This window comes from Candidatus Falkowbacteria bacterium (assembly GCA_013336275.1).
Lineage (GTDB): Bacteria > Patescibacteriota > Patescibacteriia > Patescibacteriales > GWE2-39-37 > JAAXUA01.
In genome coordinates, this window is record JAAXUA010000002.1 from 180,683 (window position 1) to 200,435 (window position 19,753).

The 19,753-nt window shown below is 53.8% G+C and carries 9 protein-coding genes; all 9 read left to right on the forward strand.

Going from position 1 to position 19,753, the window contains the following annotated elements:
• Nucleotides 1-3 precede the first annotated feature (3 nt).
• The 9 genes from HGA34_02540 (at nucleotide 4) to HGA34_02580 (ending at nucleotide 19,739) form a co-directional block, all read left to right on the forward strand.
• Complete coding sequence (locus HGA34_02540) at nucleotides 4-10,344, forward strand: DUF2341 domain-containing protein (protein NTW22404.1); 10,341 nt, start codon at nucleotides 4-6, stop codon at nucleotides 10,342-10,344.
• A 7-nt stretch (nucleotides 10,345-10,351) separates the two neighbouring features.
• Nucleotides 10,352-11,086 (forward strand): hypothetical protein, encoded by a 735-nt coding sequence (locus HGA34_02545; GenBank protein NTW22405.1) that lies wholly within the window; start codon nucleotides 10,352-10,354, stop codon nucleotides 11,084-11,086.
• Between the two features lie 372 nt (nucleotides 11,087-11,458).
• Nucleotides 11,459-12,472, forward strand: a complete 1,014-nt coding sequence (locus HGA34_02550) for a hypothetical protein (protein NTW22406.1) — start codon at nucleotides 11,459-11,461, stop codon at nucleotides 12,470-12,472.
• A gap of 221 nt (nucleotides 12,473-12,693) precedes the next feature.
• Complete coding sequence (locus HGA34_02555) at nucleotides 12,694-13,818, forward strand: hypothetical protein (GenBank protein NTW22407.1); 1,125 nt, start codon at nucleotides 12,694-12,696, stop codon at nucleotides 13,816-13,818.
• Nucleotides 13,819-13,836: 18 nt separating this feature from the next.
• The gene (locus tag HGA34_02560) at nucleotides 13,837-14,820 is read left to right on the forward strand and encodes a hypothetical protein (protein ID NTW22408.1); all 984 of its coding nucleotides are present in this window, start codon (nucleotides 13,837-13,839) and stop codon (nucleotides 14,818-14,820) included.
• Between the two features lie 5 nt (nucleotides 14,821-14,825).
• The gene (locus HGA34_02565) at nucleotides 14,826-16,556 is read left to right on the forward strand and encodes a DUF916 domain-containing protein (protein ID NTW22409.1); all 1,731 of its coding nucleotides are present in this window, start codon (nucleotides 14,826-14,828) and stop codon (nucleotides 16,554-16,556) included.
• A gap of 39 nt (nucleotides 16,557-16,595) precedes the next feature.
• Entirely contained in the window at nucleotides 16,596-17,444 is an 849-nt protein-coding gene (locus HGA34_02570; protein NTW22410.1) for a formylglycine-generating enzyme family protein, read from the forward strand.
• A 19-nt stretch (nucleotides 17,445-17,463) separates the two neighbouring features.
• Nucleotides 17,464-17,886, forward strand: coding sequence for a hypothetical protein (locus HGA34_02575; protein ID NTW22411.1), 423 nt, complete (start codon nucleotides 17,464-17,466; stop codon nucleotides 17,884-17,886).
• Between the two features lie 2 nt (nucleotides 17,887-17,888).
• The gene (locus HGA34_02580) at nucleotides 17,889-19,739 is read left to right on the forward strand and encodes a hypothetical protein (GenBank protein NTW22412.1); all 1,851 of its coding nucleotides are present in this window, start codon (nucleotides 17,889-17,891) and stop codon (nucleotides 19,737-19,739) included.
• Nucleotides 19,740-19,753 lie beyond the last annotated feature (14 nt).

The window sequence follows — 19,753 nt, forward strand, 5'->3', positions numbered from 1 at the left end:
CCCATGCTCAAGAAGGTTAAAACAATCATCAGCAAAACAAAGCGTCTTTTTGCTCAAAATAAGCAAGAGCTTCGCCGTTCCCGGCCCGCTGTCCGCCTAATGCAGGACATCGTGCCGCCTAGCGTCTTGCGGATTTCCAATGAGGTCTTGGGCATTAAAGAATATAGTTCTGACAATCTGAAAATTTTCGGCAGAGCCTGGCGCGGAGCGATCGGGCTTTTCTTTTTGTTTTGGACCATCACCGGAGTCGGTCCGATCGAGCTTTTGCGTAATTCGGTAGCGGCTTTGGCAGGAGAGGACATCAAGGCCGTCAATCTTTATGCAGGCAATTGTTCAGGCGGAATTGCTGCCTCGAGCAGTTGGCAGGGTGTGGGTAACGCAAGCGGCGCCCCCAGTCTTGAAGAAGGCGCATCGAGCACGGATTTCAATGCCGCTAATTCAGCGGCTTATCGGGGCGGACGAGATTCTCTTGTTTGCGCCGGATTTACCACGGAACAGCCGGAAATCATGAAAGTCGATCTCGAAGAGCCAGACCAGGACGCAGAAGCCTTAGATGCCAAACAGCCCGAGGCTGTGGCAGAAAATGATGGACAAGATATTCCGGCAGACAGCCCGGTTGCCGCAGCCGAGGAGGCGCCGGCTCCAGCTGCTGAAAAAGAGGATAAGGTTGAAGTAATAATCGAAGAGCCGGTCGTCACGTCTGATGAGCCCTCTGCTGCTGAGCAGGCTACCGAACAGCCAACCGAGATTTCGCCAGAACCGGTGCTGGAGACTGATATCCCAGCTGAGCAGGCGGAACCCAGCCAGCTGCAAGAGGCGGCCGAGGCCATCGTTGAAACGGTTGCTGAAATCAAAGAAGCGGTCGATTACCTTGTCGACCAGGTCGTCCTGATGGCCGGAGCGAAAGAGGACAAGGCCGAACTCAAGGACCTGGGCAGGCTGAAAGGCGCAAAAATTAATCTGTCTTTGGCCCAAAGCTTTGCCGGCCAAGCCGAGCTGGGTAGTGATAATTCGGGTGAGACGGCTTCGGCTAGCACTACGGCAAGCCGGGGCGTGAAGGTTCTGTATTCCACTGACATGCCGGGAGCAGACTCACCAGACAGCAAGCAATGGCATGAGTTGGCTGACTTGCCAGAGATCGATCTGTCAGCTTGCGCTGAGGCCACTTCGAGCGACTGTTACATAGCGGCTTTGGCGGGCTATGCCCAGGCTGGCCGTCTTTCCTTTGACGCACCTGAGCTCAAGTCGTGGCAGGATGTCGAGGGGCTGCAGGTCAAGATCGAGGGTCAGTCGGAAAACGGAGACTACGGCCTTGATCTCGATAGCGTCTGGGTGACTGCCGAGTACGATGGCAATAAGGAAGAAATAGATCTGGATGACGGCTACGAGACGGCTGATAAGATATTTGTTGATGGCAAAGAAATCGTTTTTGAATTCACCGATGACAATAGCGATGAGAACCTGATTATCAAATCAAATAGCAAAGATTATTTCGGCGTCACGGATGCCATAGTCTATTTCAGTGTTACCAATGCCTCGACCGAGCGCGAGCTGGTGAATCTGCAGGTCCACTTTCCGGAAGACAAAGGCAGCGTCGCCAAGCTGGAACAGCTGAACAGGAATATTTGGACCGAGGCCGAACTGGAAGGCGGAGAACTGCCGCCGCCGAACGTTTTCAAGCAAGTCTTCGGCCAGGAAATCAAGCGCAAACATGTACCCGAGACGATGCGGGCCAAGAACAGTACCAAAGGCAGCGGGCAAGCCCTTGCCCCGGGCAAGACGCGCTATTACAAGATGCGCATCGCTTATCCGGCGAGCACCAGAGGCGAATTCTTTATCGAGGCCATGGGCGATGGCCAGGGGTATGGTCTCTTGGATCCGTGGTGGAACGGCTCATGGCCCTATAAGTTGCCGATAACCATTAACAACACCGCCAACTCTTCGGCGCTGACTGATTATCAAGTGCTGGTCGAAATAGCCTCGACTACTGCCGGGTTCTGGGACAACGTCAATGCCGACGGTTCGGATATCCGTTTCGTCAACAGCGCCCAGGATACGCAGCTGGATTTCTGGGTGCAGTATTTCAACAAGACCAGTTCAAGCACGCAGATCTGGGTCCAGGTCGACTCGATACCGGCTGCCTCATCCAGCCAGATCTATCTCTATTACGGCAACGCCGCCGCCGCCTCGACCAGCGACATGTATTCGACTTTCAGCTATGCCACGATGCAGGATCTCTACTATGTGGTCAGGAACGGAACCGTCTCGACGACAACGGTGACGGTGGTCAGCTTGATCGACAATAACCAAGTCCAACTCAACAACGGCACGACCTATAATCTGAATCGCCAGCAGATAGCTACCATTACGCCGTTGACGGCCACCTCCACCTTGCGAGCGAAGGGGCCGGTCCAGGCCAGCATAACGGGCGTCGCGGCAGGCGCAACCATGGTGCCGATCTCTTATGCCGGCACGCAGTTCGTCATGCCTTTCAGCTCCGGCACCACCGAGACCTGGTCCCGCTACGCTCCGTTCCTCCGAGCGACCACCACGATCTATAACGGCAACACTCTGGGTAATACCACGGCTATCAATCCCGGCTTCGCCGCCTCGACCGCTTACAACATCACTACTGCCGGGCGCCTGCTATCGACCAATCCGATCTTGGCATCGTATTACGCCACGACCGCTGCTTACTCCGGCGCGATCTATCCGGCGACCACGCGCGACCTTTACGGTATCCGTTCGGGCACCAACCCGATCGGCTTCACCGCCACTACGACGTTTGCCATCTATTGTTCCAGCGGCGCCAGTGCCACCAATCAGGTCGGTAGCACGACTGCCGCCTATTTGAATACGACTTGCGCTACCGTGACCGAGGGCGGCGGCAATGCCGTCCGTCTGACCAATCAGACCTATCCGATCGGTTCATATTCGTATAACGACTCTGATGGCGTCTCGATGTCGATGTTCATGCCCGACATCGAGCTCTCGACCGAGTATATGGTGCCGCGCAATGCCGCCTACATCGCTGTAGCTTGCGTGCCGAAGCATGGCACGACCACCCTGAGCATTTATAATCCAAGCAATGTTTTCGTGGCCAGTTCGACCTGCACCACTACCCCGACCAATCCGGGGAAAAGGCTGTTCGGCGTAGCTGATGCCTCGACCTATGCTGCCGGTTCGCGCATCGTCTCGACTGACGGCAAACCGTTCTATGCTTATTATGAAGATGTCGAGCAGGTGGCGATTACTGGTGCCGGCGGCGACGAAAGCAATTTTTTGGGTGCAGTCCAAGCCAGGAAGCAGGCTACCACCACCCCGATAGTCACCTTGGGTGAGGAACAATCGAGCAAGATAGTTGTTTCGGGCAAAGTCTATAGCGACCAAGGCGTGACGCCCCTCCTGACCAGGCCGGTGGTCAATCTAGCTGTCGGCGGCACCTTTGTCGCTTCGACCACCGCCTCATCGACTGACGGCAGCTTTTCTATCGGTAATGTCACTATGCCGGAGACTGGCAGCAGTACCATCGTCTATCTTGCCAGCACGACTGTCTCCGGCGTCGCTTACGACCGCTACTCAGGCGCGGATAATGTCATAGGTTTGGATATTTATCAGAACCACATCATCGTGCGCAACGATGATAGCGGTCCGGTCACCAACGCCACCATCGACCGCTATGACGCCGATCAGGATCCGTTCATCAAGGTCCTGGTGTCTTCTGGGAATATGTCAGCTTCTTCGACTCAGCGGCTCTATGTCTGGCCGGGGAGCACTTATCAGCCGGGCGGCACCGTGACGCTGCCTGCGGGCGGGGGCGGCATAGGCGGCAGCTTGGTGGTCGCCACCTCTTCGATCTTGAACGCCGAAGCCAATACGGTTTCCGTCGGTTCCAGTTGGACCAATCTGGGAGAATTCCAGAAGACCGGCGCGCAGACCACCATCTTCACTGCCGCTTCGGCAGGCTTCGTTATCAGCAACAGTACCTCGACTTTCAATAATGTGATTTTCAACGGTGGCGGCGGCTGGTCATTCGCCACCAGTACCACGCTTGATGGCAATCTGACCATGGCGACCGGCACCTTGTCGGGAACCAATAATATCACCGTCAACGGAGGGGCGGCCAGCGGTGCCGGACTGATCAATCTGACTGGCGGAACATTCACTCTTGCCGGCACCGGCGATTTCGGCGGTGCGGCCGACTGGTCCTTTTACGACTTGGCTTTCGGTAATGGAGTCGCAGTCGCAACTTCGACCAAGGCCGGCGTCGGTACGACTACGGTCGCCGACAGTTTGATCTTGAATTCGAACCACATTCTTGATGCCGGCGTTTCGGTGTGGGTGGTAGCAGGGCCTGGTCCGGCCTTGTCCGGCAACGGCAGTTTGACCGCTTCAACCTCGCTTTTCCGGTTTGTCGCTGCTAGCGGAATCGATCTTGCGCCTAAGAGCTTTTATCGACTCGTCTTGGCGCCGGGAGCCGCCGGGTCGCCGACCTATACGTTGGGCGCGGGTACTTTGTCGACGGCGGACTATCTTCTGATCGGCAACGGGACCAATCCGGTTACGGTCACCGCGGCGGCCAGCAATACCGCTTTGGATATAAACGGGGATTTCACCATCAACGCCTCGGCCAGTTTTGCGGCGCCGACTTCGAGCGGCTTTACGGTAGCTGGCAATTGGGAAAATGACGGGACCTTCATCAATTCGGCGGGTACCATAACCTTCGATGCCGACAGCGCTGGCAAGGTCATTAACGCCGGCGGTTCACTTTTCAGTAAAGTGGTTTTTAATGGCACGTCTGGCGGCTGGACGATCGGAGAGAGTGCCACCTCGACCAGCGACTGGACTTTGACCGCAGGAACTTTTATCGCTTCTTCATCGATCCTGATCGAGGTCGGCGGCTTGTTTTATAACGGCATCGGCGGAGCCTCAACTACTTGGGCCGGGACGACACTCTACCTGACGGGCGGATCGCAGACTATCAGCGCTTCCACCACTCCGCCTGAAACCTATGGCACCTTGAAGGTCGGCGTTAACACCGATATCCGGATGTGGAATTCCTCGGCTTCAGCTTATAGCGTCGATCCGACCGGCTCGCTCTATTCGATGGACCATGGCAACTCCGATGGCGCGCTAAACATTTGGGGTGATTACCACATCTCTGCCGGGACGGATGAATGGAGCTGGCAGACGGATTTCGATGGCAGCGACCTGGGAGGAGCACAAAGACAGGTACAAGTAGCTCTGGCGTCCGGCGCTACAGTTTCAGTTGATGGCGGAACCTTGGAGATGGTCGGCTCAACCACTTTACCGACCACGATCTCGAATCAGGGAAGCGGTACCTATTCATTCAATGTCAGTGCTGGCACCATTAATGCCGATTATTATCAAATCAATAATGCCGGGACTAGCGGCCTTAATTTTTCCGGTTCGCCAGCCGTGAATTCTCTGAATAACGGCGATTTTCAGTTAGCTGGATCGACCGGTCAGGCTATTTCCTTGACCGCCAGCGTCATTAATGCCAATCCGGGCAAGGTCATCTACGGCTGCAACTTCGCTACCACCACGGCAATAACCGCGGCTTACAATATATTTTTGGCCTCGGCCGCTTCGAGCAACTGGACCTTTGCCAATCATACAGGCAATTTCGCCGGCGATAACTACGACAGCGATCCTGGTGATCCGACCGGTTACCTTATCTGGGATGATAGCCCGGTTTATACGCCGAAAGCCCGCAAGTGGCGCTGGTATAATGACATTAATGCCGAGACGCCGGTCGTCCCGACAGCCGATGAAGATACGATGCCGCAAAATATCGTCAATGGCGCCGATTTCAAGCTCAGGCAATCGATCGGCTCGGTCAATATGGCCGGCAGCAACGTCAAGATGAGGTTGCAGTACTCGACCTCTCCGACTTTTTCAAGCGATGTGAATTTCGTCGGCGAAATCGCTTCAACGTCGGAGGCCTGGATATATACGAACGGCACTGATAGCGACAACGCGGCCGTTTCGTCGTTGCTCTTATCGGATTCTTCAGCCACCGCCACCCACAACGAGTCCGGCACCTCGGCCTCGACCTATACTCACGCCCTGGGCGCCGTAGCCGAGTGGGAGTTCACCTTATTAGCCGCCAGCACCACTCCCGGCACGACTTATTACTTCCGGCCATATTTCAATAATAAGCCGGTGACGCTCGAGGATGGCGCCACCCGTCCGAGCGTCTACATTGCCGACAATATCTCGATTTCCGGAGCGGTTTACAGCGATGACGGATTCAGCCAGCTTCTGAGCGGCCCGGTAGTCGGATTAGCAATCGGCACCCAGCTCATCGCCACCACTACCGCTTCGACTGTCGATGGCAGTTTCATATTCAATAATATCACTCAGTTTTCAGCCGGAGGTTCGACGGCGGTTTTTCTTGATAACTCCGTGCTAGAAGCCTCGGGCGGCATCACCTACTTCAACTCCGCCTCGACTCCGGCCGACAACGGCTCTAGCGCTACGAACCCGACCGTCGTTACTCCACCTGTAAATATGCGAGCCGGAGATTTAGTTATACTTGAGGCGGCTCACGCTGCCGCATCGGGCGTGCTGGCCATCTCTAATGCCGGCGGCCAGACGTGGAATACGTTGACGCAGCAGAATGGGGCAGGCAATCATCGAGTCAATTTATTTTGGACTCAGTTCAACGGAACTTGGAGCGCCAACCCAAGCGTCAATATGGTTTCGGCAGTCAATAATATCGTCGTGATGCATGTCTTCCGTCCCGGTTATTCCGGAAGCACCTGGGCAATCGATGTGCCAGAAACGAGCAACACTTATGCCGCCGCCTCGCCGGTCACGATTACTGGCATAACGACTCAGAGCGACGGCGCCCTGGTGTTCGCGGCTTGGACTAGCGCCGATGATAACACTTGGGGCACTTTGACGGCCGGCTGGAGCGTGGCCGGTTCTGCCCAGTATCGCAACACGAATGGCACCAGCGACCAGTCGATCAGTTCGGCGTATCGGATTTTTCCTACAGCCACCAGCACTGGCAATGTCAGCAAGAGCCAGCTGGCCTTAGGCCCCGATGCTGGTACAAGATATATTATCGCTTTTAAGGAGGTCAAGCCGGCCTCTACTTATGGCGTCAGCTTCAACCGTTACGCCGGTTCAGGCGACGTGGCCAATCTCGACGTTTACCAGGACAGGGTCGTTGTCCGTAATGATGATGCCGGACCGATCACCAACTCAGATATCAATAATTATGACGCTGACCAGAATTCGCAGATCAAGGCCGGCGTCGCATCTAGTAATCTGACTTTGCCGGCGTCGCAGATGCTTTATATCTGGCCCAATAGCACTTTCCGACCAGGAGGGCAGGTCGCCTTGCTGCCAGGCGCCGCGCCAGCCGCGATTGGCGGAGATTTGCTGATCAATACCGGGTCCATCTTCAATGCCGAATCGAATGCCGTTTCGATCGGGGGCAATTGGACCAATCTGGGAGAATTCCAATCGAATGCCGGAGAAACAGTCTCATTTACGGCCACCTCCACCGGTTACGATATCACGACCGGCGGCTTCGGCTTCAAGGATCTGGCCTTCACCGGTGTCGGCGGCGGCTGGTCTTTCTCTGATACGGCGACCATCAACGGCAACCTGAATATGGCTACGGGCACACTGTCCGGTACGACCAGCGTCTTGGTCAAGGGCGGCAGTGCGACCGGGGACGGCACGATCAATCTGACTGGTGGCATATTCACTATCGACGGTACCGGAATTTTCGGCGGCGCGACCGATTGGAGCTTCTACGGACTGGAAATCGGCGATGCCGTCTGGACTGATGTCACCTCGAAGACGGGTACCAACAACATCTTGGTCCGCGGCCCGATGACTATCAATAGCGGACAGACGCTCAATGCCAGTACTAGTACCTGGACTCTGGCGGGTAACGGCAATCCGCTGGCAGTCGATGGTGTTTTTAATCCGGAACAGTCCACTTTCAAATTTACGTCCGTCAACAATATCGATCTTACGCCGGTCACTTTCTACAATTTGGAGCTGTCGCCCAGCGGTGCCGGTTCGCCGACTTACGCGTTCTACGGCGGTACGCTGGCGACGAACAATTATCTATATATCGGCGATGGCACCAATCCGGTCACGGTAACGACCAATGTCGACAATCCGGTCTTCGATATCAATGGCGACTTCTCGATCCGCAGCGGCGCCACTTTCGTCGGCTCAGCCTTCAGCCCGTTCTATGCCGGAGGAGATTGGCAGAATAACGGAACTTATGCCAGCAATAACGGCACCGTAGTCTTCGATGCCGCCGCCACGGGCAAGACGGTCGATGCGGGAGACTCGCCTTTCCACAACGTCGAGTTCAACGGACCGTCTGGGGGGTGGACCGTGAACGCCAACGCCACCTCGACCAACGGCTTCAGCCTGCTTGCCGGCCAGGACTTCACTCTTTCTCCGGCCGCGACTCTGGTAGTGTCTAATATTTTCAATAATGCCTTCAACCCCGCCTCGACCACCTGGACCGGCTCGATCCTTCACTTCGCCGGCAGCTCGCGGACTATCAATGGCAAAGCCAGCACCTCGGACGCTTATGGCACCATCAAGGTCGGAGCTGATACCGATATCAGGATGTGGAATTCTTCGGCCACTGCTTACGATATCGACCCGACCAGCTCGTTCTATTCGATGGATCATGGCAATATCGACGGTTCGCTCTTCATCTGGGGGGATTACCACGTCGGAGCAGGGCAGACCGAGTACTGGAATTGGCAGACCGACTTCGACGGCGTTTCGCTCTCCGGTTCGGAGCGCCAAGCGAACGTGCGGCTGGCCTCGAGCACTAACGTCACCGTTGATGGCGGCACCTTGCAGCTGTTAGGTACCTCGACCGCTACGACGACAGTAGATAATCAGGGTTCCGGACGCTACGGCCTAGCCGTCACCTCCGGCACACTTAACGCCGATCGCTACAATATCGGCAATACCGATTCTAACGGGCTATCTTTGTCCGGCACCTCAGTCATCACTTCTCTGGATAATGGCGAATACGTTCTCGGCACCAATGGCGGCACTTCGATTACCGTCACCCCTGGCCTCATGGCAGCCAACCCGTCCAAGACGATCAGCGGCTGCAGCTTCGCTACCTCGACCGGAATATCGGGCTACAACGTGGCTTTGGGCAGCGCAGCCACGACCGAATGGACATTTATGGGACTCCTCGGCAACATAGCTGGCGAAGATTTTGACAACGATGCCGGTGATCCCCGAGGTTATATCCTTTGGGACAATAGCCCGACTTATGTACCGCTGTCGCAGAAATGGCGCTGGTACCATGATGAAGAAAACGAGACCCCGACCGCGGCGGTGGCAGGAGAAGAAGTCGCGCCAGCAGGAATCGCCCGTGGCAATGTCCTCAAATTAAGGCTTTCGATCAAGGCGACCAATGGCTTGGCCGGCAGCAACGTGAAGATGAAGCTGCAGTATTCGACTTTTTCTGATTTTTCAAGCGATGTGAATTTCGTCGGCGAAATAGGTTCCTCATCATCGATCTGGAATTACGGCGATGGCGTCGATGCTGACAACGACCCGATAATCTCTACCACACTGTCCGATTCCGATGCCACTTCCACTCATAACGAGTCTGGCATCTCGACTTCGACCTATATGCATAACGCTGACGAGGTTGCCGAATGGGAGTTTACGATCGTCAACAACGGTGCCACAAATGGAACGACCTACTTTTTCCGAGCCTATACCGACCAATATAACGTCCAGGGGGTTGAACCGAATCTGGGAAGTTTTTATCCGAGTTTGACCCCTGGGAATGAGTCTCTCGGCACCGCGCTTTCCGGTTTGCCAGGAGGCACGGCGACTGAAGGGGTGGTGACCGATATCGCCACCGATGAAATAACGATACCGTTCGGCAATCTGCCATTCGAGACTTCGGTCACTGGCGCCCATCGCCTGCTGATTTCGACCAACGCGGAGAGCGGGTATCAGCTGTTCGTCAAACAGAACCAAGACCTGATTAACGGCCATGGCATTACGATTGACGCGGTCGCGGCTGATAATAGCAACCCGCAAGCCTGGCCCATGACTCCTGATCCGGCCGCTTTCGGTTATCATACGAGCGATGACACGCTTTCAGGCGCTTCGCCATCGCGCTTCGCCCCCAACAATAGCTACGCCAAGTTTGAAACGAGCATACAGGAGGTCGGATACAGCCCGATCCCGGTCACTAACGACCCGATCGATCTTATTTACCGCATCCAGATCAGCGATCAGCAGCAGCCCGGTGACTACGTGACCCAAGTCGAGTACATCCTGGTGCCGACATATTAAACTGAATATGAAAAAAGCTAGCACAATCGCCGCCTTATTATTGCTTCTGCTCTTGGTCACAGGCTGCGATTTGAGTTTCGGCAGCAAAGGCAGGGAGCAGCCGGAGGTGCTGATTGCCCAAGAATGCGGCATGGATGGACTCAAGTGTTGCGTTACCGAACCCACCTGTTCTTATGGCCAGAAATGCTGCACCGACCCGGCCGATCCGAGCCGTAACCGTTGCGCCGATGAGTGCGGTTGCGGCGGGCAAGAGGAATTCTGTTGCGTCGACGGTCCGAAATGTAAAGCCGGGCTATCGTGCCAATCGGGCAATTGCCAATTGTGCGGTATCGAAGGCAAAGCTTGCTGTGCAGGCGATGATGGCAACATCCTGACTGACGGTCTGGACGGTTATAATCCGGCCTGTCCGGGCAAAGCGGCCAGTTCCACGGCCTTAGCTTGTCAGAATAATGCTTGCGTCGCCTGCGGATTGCCAGGGAATCCTTGTTGTATCGTCGGAGATAAATGTTTGAGTCCGGCAACCGGCCAGGCGGAGTGCGCTGACAGCGTTTGCCGTCTTTGCGGCGCCAATGGACAACCAGCCTGCCAGACGGAGCCATTCTGCCAGTCAGGACATCTGTTAAACAACGGCAGTTGCCTCCCTTGCGGCCAGACAAATCAGCCGTGCTGCCAGGACTCTCAAGGTCTGCAGACTTGCGATGGCCAGAAGAATCTGATTTGCGAACTGGGTTTTTGCAAGTAGTCGGATTTACTGATCAAGTTGTGGATAAAAAACATGGCAAGAGCATAAGGGCGGGTAAAAATTGAAAAAACAACGCCTGACAAAGCTAGGAATAAGTGAATAAAAAGCTAATATTAAAATAAATTTTAGTGAGGTGGAAAAATAATATTAATGTTTCCTTAATCTCACTAAAAAGGAAAAATTATGGTATAATAAATTTAATAACAATATTTTTATTTCCAATTTGCCTAAGTCGGAATAACTAGTCTTAATATTTATCAAGTTTGCCCCGGTAAATCCTGGGTTAAGGTCGAAAAACCTGGTAAATGTTTGCCGGCGGAAGGCTAAGAGGGAAACCCAAAAAATTTATTCAAAACTAACAATATCATCCCCATGCAAAAATTAAGAAAAATCGTAGCCTTCATGGCCATCGTCTCCTTGGTGGCTGTCAACGGCTTCGTCTCGACGGCAAATGCCGCCTCTCTATCCAACGTAAGTGATAGATTAAGTGATTCCGATGCAGGCGTTTCAGCAGTTCACACGATCACTTTCACATCTCACGTCGCGTTGGCAATCGGTGAAAGGTTTGAAGTTGATTTGACTTCTTTCGGAAATATCACTTCACCAACCTGCCCCGCCAACACGACGGGATCAATTTTTAACCTAAAGACAGCACGTTGCCAAGCTGATGCCATTATCGCTACCGGCACTTATTCGATAGTAACAACCTCGACTAATCCGTCGGTTGGAAGCTATTTGGTCCCTGTTTCATCAAAGCAGGCTGGCGGCACGATCATTGAAAGCGCCAACGCCATGGTAGCCATCGTTGACAATGTCGACGTTTCAGCCACTGTCGCTTCGACACTGACATTTGAAATTCGCCCCTTGGCGACTACTACCCCAGTCAATGGAGCTACCACGACAGCCGCATCTGCGACAACGTCTTTAGCCTTCGGCACCTTGCAGGTCGGTACATCCTCAGTGATGGCTCAAGAATTAAGGGTTACGACAAACGCTGATAGCGGCTATACCGTTACTCTCGAGCAGGACCAGAACCTGACCAGTGCTGGAGGTTCGGATATCGATGCCTTCAGAGATGGCGCCACTTCGACGCCGCAGACTTGGGCTGCTCCGACCCCGGTTTTGGATTCAGAGGGAACCTACGGCCACTTCGGCTTCACCACCGATGATGCAACTGGCGGAGGCCTTCAGGATTACACCTCCAGCAAGTGGCGCGGTCTCGACAATAATGTTCCAGTGGCCGTGATGTATCACAACGGTCCGGCTGATGGCTCGACCCAGGACAAGGGCATGGCCAAGGTCGCTTACCGCATCCAGATCTCCGCACTGCAAGAAGCTGGCGACTACACCAGTACCCTGACCTACATCGCAACCCCGATCTACTAAACAGATACTGCAAACGATAAAAAGAGGCGCCTAGCATGGGGCGCCTCTTTTGTTTTTTCGGATGAAAATTCCGTCGTAAATTTGCCTCATTTTCCTTTGTCAAAGGCGGCAAAAATTGCTATAATTCTATCAAATAGGCAGCTATTATTTTTATATTTGGCTCGCCGGCAACGAAGTAAAAACAAGGAGAATTTTTATTTAATGTTGGCAGTAATTTTTCTATGAAGAAATTAAGCAATCTAAAGCGTTCAGTCGGTTTGGTCTCGTTAGTTTCTGCAGTCATCATGTCCTTGGCTGTACCGCAAATAACCTTGGCAGCAGAGGCGATTATGTTGAGCCCCTCTCGAGTGGAAGAGCTGGTCGCGCCAGGGCAGGTCATTACCAAGTCGATAACCGTGACTAATAGTTCCGAATCGCCGAAGAAGATATATGCCTACTTGCGCGACTTCACGGCTGAAGGCGAAGAAGGCAAGCCGAGACTGATTGTTCCGGGGACAGAGCAGGGCTCTTTCTTGTCGTCTTGGATTTCAGTCACTTCGGAGGGTGTCGACATCCCGGCAGGTTCAAGCGCGGATTTTCCTTATACCGTGACCGTGCCGCAGAATGCCGGTCCGGGCGGGTATTACGGCGCCATTATTTTCGGCACCCGCGCCCCGGACGTCAAAATCGATTCGGCCGAGAAGGGCGCCGCCATTGGAGTGGCCCAGCAGGCCGGGTCGTTGATCCTTTTGCAGATACCTGGCGACGCCAATGAGACTGCCTCGGTCCGTGATTTCGTCACCGACAAGGAATTTTACAGTACGCCATTCAAGGTCAACTTCACTACCAGGCTCCAGAACCAGGGTAATGTTCATGTCAAACCGCGCGGCACGATCGAGATTGCCAATATGCTTGGCAACAAGGTCGCTAATGTGCGGATTAATGATACTGGAGCTAATATCCTGCCGAACAGCACTCGTCGTTTTGAGGTTCCTTGGAGCGGCGACTTCGGCTTCGGCAAGTACAAGGCCCAGTTAGTCCTGACTTATGGTACTTCGGCCGAGCAGGGCGGCAATGGCATGCAGTCGCTGACATCAATAAAATATTTCTGGATTTTTCCTTGGAAGATCATCGGTATCGTCGTTTCTGGTATCGCATTTCTGATCGCCGCCATCTTCATCTTCCTGAAAGTTTACAAGAACAAGGCAATCGAAAGCGCCATGAGTGAGATGGGCGTCGGCAGCGAGTATTACGTCAAGAAGACCCAGGGCGGATCGCCAGCCATGCACCTGGGACTGACCCTGGCCATCCTGTTGGCAGTCGTCTTTTTGCTGGCGGCCGTGACTTATTTCCTGTTTTTCGCTTAGGCTTAAGTTCAAAGAAAAATGAAAATATTTGCCAAAATATTCGCCTGCCTGCTACTGGCTTCTGCGATCAGCGGGCATGGTGTCAGAACGGTTTCGGCGCAGACAATGGATTCGGCGGTGACTGTTACGCCAAGCATCGTCGATGAGCGGGCGGAGGCTAAGGAGATAATCGAAAAAACCGTAAAGCTGAAGAACAATACTGCCGCCAAAGTCGAACTCTACCCGACTGTCAATGATGTCAAACAGGATGAGGGCAGACAGGAATTCGTCGACCCGAGCAAGCTGGATCGCGCGACTTCGCTCGCCCGCTGGATCGAGATCCGGCGTGGCGTCGTCGAACTTGGGCCGAATCAGGAAGTAGAAGTGCCGTTGAAGATTACGGTCAACATGAACGCCCAGCCGGGAAAATATTTCGCCGCCATCACATTTCCGAATGGCTCCAATCGGGCGGCGGCTGAGCAGCTGGCCAACCAGCCGCAGATGATGATCAGTATCGAGGTGACCGAACACGTAGTGGAAAAAGCGGAGAATTTCGCCTTTTCCACCGAAAAGCAAGTCAATCTTAACAATCAGGTAAAATTTCTGATCGGCCTGAAGAATATCGGCAACAAGGACATCTACCCTAAGGGATCGATTATCATCTATGACCGGCGCGAGCGTGAAGTCGAGAGTATCGATGTCAATTATAACCAGCAGCTGGTCAAGCCGGGTGAGAATCCGCAATTCGAACCCGTCTGGTCTGCCGGTAAGCGGATGGGCAAATTCAAGGCCAAGCTGGAGGTTGAGTACGGCAAGTCAGGCGACCGCAACATCCAAGACACCATCTATTTCTGGATAATGCCTTGGTGGCTCCTAGCGATGATCTGCCTCTTGTTCCTACTGCTCGTAACCAGTGTCTGGCTATTTTACTCCCGCATCAAGCACCACAGCCGGGTTATCCAGACAGCGCAAGAAGAAGCGAAGTCACCGATAATAAATTTAAAAAATAGGCCGCGCCATTAATCATTATGAAATCAAGCAGCAAGATCAAAAGAATAATCGCATCATTGGCCTTGGCCGCGATTTTCGGCAGCTTTTCGGCAGGCTATGCTTCAGCGCAGGACAGCTCGATGATCCTGTCCATTACCCCGCCGCTGTTCAAGGTGAATATGAAGCCTGGCGAGGTCTGGTCAAGCGTAGTCAAAGTAGTCAACAATAATGCCTATCCGGTTACGGTCTATACGCAGGTCGCCGATTTCAAGTCCGGTGAATCCGGCGGGGTGGAGTTCGTCAAAAACGAGCCCGATGCTGCCGGCAAGGGCTATACTTTAAGCCAGTGGCTGGAAATCACCTCAGAACCTATCGATATCGGCGCTTTCAGCAGTCAGGATATACCCTTCAAGGTCATGCTGCCCCAGACCGCCGACCCCGGCGGGCATTATGCCGCCATCCTGGTGGGCAACAAGCCGATTGATAATACCGCTGGCAGCGTGGTCAAGATTTCTTCCAAGCTGGCTTCGCTCCTTTTGGTGCGGGTAGCCGGTGAGGTGGTAGAAAAAGGCGACGTCCGGGAGTTTTCGACCAGCAAAGGTTTTTCCAAAAAGACCGAGGCTGACTTCACTGTCCGTTTCATCAACAAAGGCAATGTGCATCTGCGGCCCGAGGGCGAGGTTAAGATCACTAATATGTTCGGCCAGACTCGCGGTGTCATCGCGATCAATAAGAAATCTGAATTCGGCAATGTCCTGCCAGATAGCGAAAAGAAATGGGAATTCAACTGGAAAGGCGAGAGCAGCATCTGGGATGCCGGACGCATGAAGGCTGAGCTGTTTCTGAGTTATGGCGAAGAAGGCAAGCAATCGGAAGTCAGGAAAATAAATTTCTGGGTCGTCAATCTGAAGCCGACCTTGGCCGTCGCTGGCAGTCTGCTTTTCATAGTCATGATGACAATCTTCCTTATCAGGAGGTTCATCAGGAAGAGCATCGGCAAGGCCAGGATGGAAGCCGAAGCGGTCGCTGGCCGCTTAGGCCGCACATTGCCTCAGACCGAGGCCCGCTCCTTGCCGACAGCCAAAACGCCGGCTGGCAAGATGGACGGCGTGGTTGTCAATCTGCGCGATGCTAATACCAATAATTTAAATAATAAAACAACCAAACCTATGAATTGGAGTTTCTTAAAGAACGTCTTGATTTTTATCGTGGTCGCCCTGATCGTGGTGGCTGCTGCCTTCTTCTACAGCCAGTATAAGAAGTCATCAACCAAGACCGCTGAAGACAATGCGCCTAAAAGCGCTGGCGTAACCGTGGTCAATAACGAGAATGCGACATCCGCTCCGGCAGTAGAAGCTATCGATGAGACAGCCTCAACGACTGCCACTTCCACTGACTCAATCGCGACTTCGACCGAAGCGGTCGCTACGTCCACTGATTCCGTGGCGACTTCGACTGCTGCCACCTCGACCGAGACCTTGCCTAAGGCTCTGGACAAGAAGGAAGTCAAGCTGTCTATCCTGAATGGCAGCGGCGTTACCGGGGTCAGCAGCAAAGCGGCCAAAATCTTGGAAGAAGCCGGTTATATCGTCGCCTCAAAAGGCAATGCCGCCAATTTCAATTTCGCCGTTACCGAAATCTCATATAGCTCAGACGTCACTGATAATGCCGAGGCGATTGACCAATTGGTCGGCGGTGACAGCAAGATGACTGAGGACCCGGCCACCAGCGGCAAGATAGTCGTTACTTTGGGCAAAAATTTCCAATAAGCCAGTCGGCACTTTTAACCGGCCTCGAGCCTTGGATCCATGGACCGGACAATAAATCTAAAATCAAAGCCGCGTTCATCCTGGTTAGGAACCAGGGAGCTTGTCGTGGTCGTGTCGTCGATCGTTTTGACGACGGTAGGCATTAAGGCGGCCGACAATTTCATGAACGCTGGCGACGGGCAGGGAAACGGTCCTTGTCCGGAGAATATGGTCCAAGTACTCTCGGCCGGCGGCAGTTTCTGTATCGATAAATATGAGGCTTCGGCCGGACCGGATTGTCCCCATGCCAGTCCAGCAACGCAAACCGAAACCAGGAACAACCTGGACAACGTCAACTGCAAAGCGGCCTCGGTCAAAGGCGCTTTGCCTTGGCGTAATATCTCTCAGAACCAAGCCGCTTCGGCTTGCGCCAAAGCGGGCAAGCGTTTGCCGACAAATAGGGAATGGTTCCAGTCAGCCATGGGCACGCCCGATCCGGAAATCGGTTGGGGCCCGGACGATTGCAACGTGAACAGCAACTGGGGCAGTCAGCCAGGGCAGGCCGGGTATGGCAGCAAATGCATATCCGCCGCTGGAGCTAATGACATGGTCGGCAATGTCTGGGAGTGGGTCCAAGGGACAATCTATAATGGCGAGTATGATAACCGGGTTTTACCCAAACAAGGTTTCGTTTCCGGCGTGGACGAGAATTCGTTGCCGACCGAGACAGCGGAGGCCGCGGACCCTAATTATGATGAGGATTATCTTTATATCAAGAATAGCGGCACCCGCGGGATTGCTCGCGGAGGATATTGGGACAACAAGATGGAGGCCGGTATAAACTCGTCCTATATGGTTTCTTCGCCGTCTTTTGCCGGTGCCGGCATCGGTTTCCGTTGTGTAAAGTGATTATCTTAATCAAGGAGGAATGATTAATCTTGAGTATTTGACAATTGATGATTCGCTTCGCCCGTTGCAGGAAGGGGTCTTTCCTGGCCAGGCGGCAAGAACGGCGCGAGCCGCCTCTGCCACCATCTTTTGCGTTGCCTTGCTGCTCGGTAGCATGTGCCGGATCAATGTGGCCGATGCGGCGACCAATGTCTCGATGAGCGTCGAAGAGAATCCGTATAACAAAGTCGCGGCCCAGCTCAAAGAAAAGGAAAAGAATATTTCCGAGAGGGAAAGGTTGGTAAGCAAGTATGAAAAGGAGCTCCAGCGGAGCAATATGGTTTTGGCGCTTTTCGTGTTGCTCCTGTTTCTTTTGATAATGCTCAATTATTATCTCGACTACCACCGCAGGAGATTGGATGAGGAGAAAAAGCCTGATAACGTCAGATATTTAAAGCTGTGAGTATGCCCAAGATCGGCACAATCATATCGTTCGGCAAAGCGGCGCTGTTGGCCTCGCTATTTTTTTTATTTATCGCTGCCTACTCGGCCGACGCCTCACGCTTGGCTTTTGTCAGTGATAAGATTTCCCGGTCTTGGCCCGGAGCCAGCACTTCTCATGAAATCAGGTTCTCTTTAGTTAATTCCATCCCTCCTGGCGGCAGGATCATAATCACTCCGGCTAGCGGACAGTTCGATATCCAGCCGGGTTTCGATCATACTGATGTCGATTTGGCTGTCGCCGACAATCCTGGCGGTCCATATGCGGAGCGTGAGTTGGCAGCAGCAAGCAGCGCCATTGATGATGGTGCCAGCGTCGTGACAGGAGCAAATGGCAGCATCACTCTGGATCTGAACTCTTCCGAAGGCATCGGTATGGGTAAATTCGTGCGTGTCAGACTAGGCATTACGGCCGTTTATGGGTCAACCGGAGACACGTTGATACAGAATCCTGGATCGATCGGATCTTACCAGGTTCACGTCGCAACGTTCGATGATTTGGGAACGCCGCTCGACGCCGCCGATGCCATGATCGCGGTTATCACACCGATATCGGTATCGGCCAACCAGGCGAAAATCAGGAGCAATGGCGCACCGACCGGCATCCTGGTCGGCGGCACACTGCAGACGATCTTGTCATTGAATACTAATTATGATGGCACTTGCAGATATTCGATCGCTTCGAATACGCCTTATGCGAGCATGACAGGCATTTTTACAAGCACGGGCGCAAAGTTCCATTCGACTATCATCGGCGGTTTGTCCGATGGCAATTATTACTATTACTACGTCCGTTGCCGCGACTCTTTCGGCGTCAACGATGTGGATGATTATCTCATAACCTTTTCCGTTGCAAACGCTAATGGCGGCTCCGGCGGTACGGGAGGCGGGACAGGAGGCGGTACGGGTTCGGGCACAGGGTCGGGCAGCGGCTCCGGCGGCGGGGGTGGCGGTACAGGAGGCGGTACAGGTTCGGGTGTCGGTCCAGGCAGCAGCGGCGGCGCTGGCGGCGGAGGAGCTGGCGGCGCTGGCGGCGGACCAGGCGGTCCATCGCCGGTTGCGACCGAACCGTATCCGCCCAAGCCGGAGAACCCTGACTTATCGCTATCGGGCTGGTCCAGTCCGAACAGCAGTCTGGTCTTATTGAAAGATGGCAAGGAGCTGACCAGGGCCGGGGCTGACGCCGCCGCTAAATTTTCCTTCGGTGTCAAAGACTTGACCGAAGGCATGTATTCATTCGGTATTTATTATACGGATACGGAAAATCGCCGTTCTCGCAACTACACTAATACGTTTTGGATCAAGCAGGATTCCAAAACGGTCTTGAATTCCATAATAGTGCCGCCGACCATGGCTATCGCCAAATCAAATCTGGCATTAGGCGAGACTTTGAATGTCGTGGGTCAGTCGGTGCCAGATGCTACTATCGAGCTATGGATCGAGCCGGTCAAGACGGGTGTGACGGCCAAGGATATTGTAAAACAGCAGGGAACGATCGGCAGTAACGGCAAGTGGAGCCTGGCGGTCGACACGAAAGCCTTGGCCAAAGGAGCTTACAATGTTCGTGGCAGAACCATGATCAAGGTCGTGGGTTACAGCGACTTCAGCCAAATAGTACCGGTTGGACTAGGTGAGTCGGTCAGCGCAGGCGTCTGTGCTGGCGCTGATCTCAACAAGGATGGCAAGGTTAACTTGATCGATTTTTCGATCCTGCTTTACTATTGGGGTTCAAGCAACGCATGCGCCGACCAAAACAAGGATGGCAAAGTGAACCTGATTGATTTCAGTATCATGCTGTATAATTGGACCGGATAAGATATGCCTGCCCG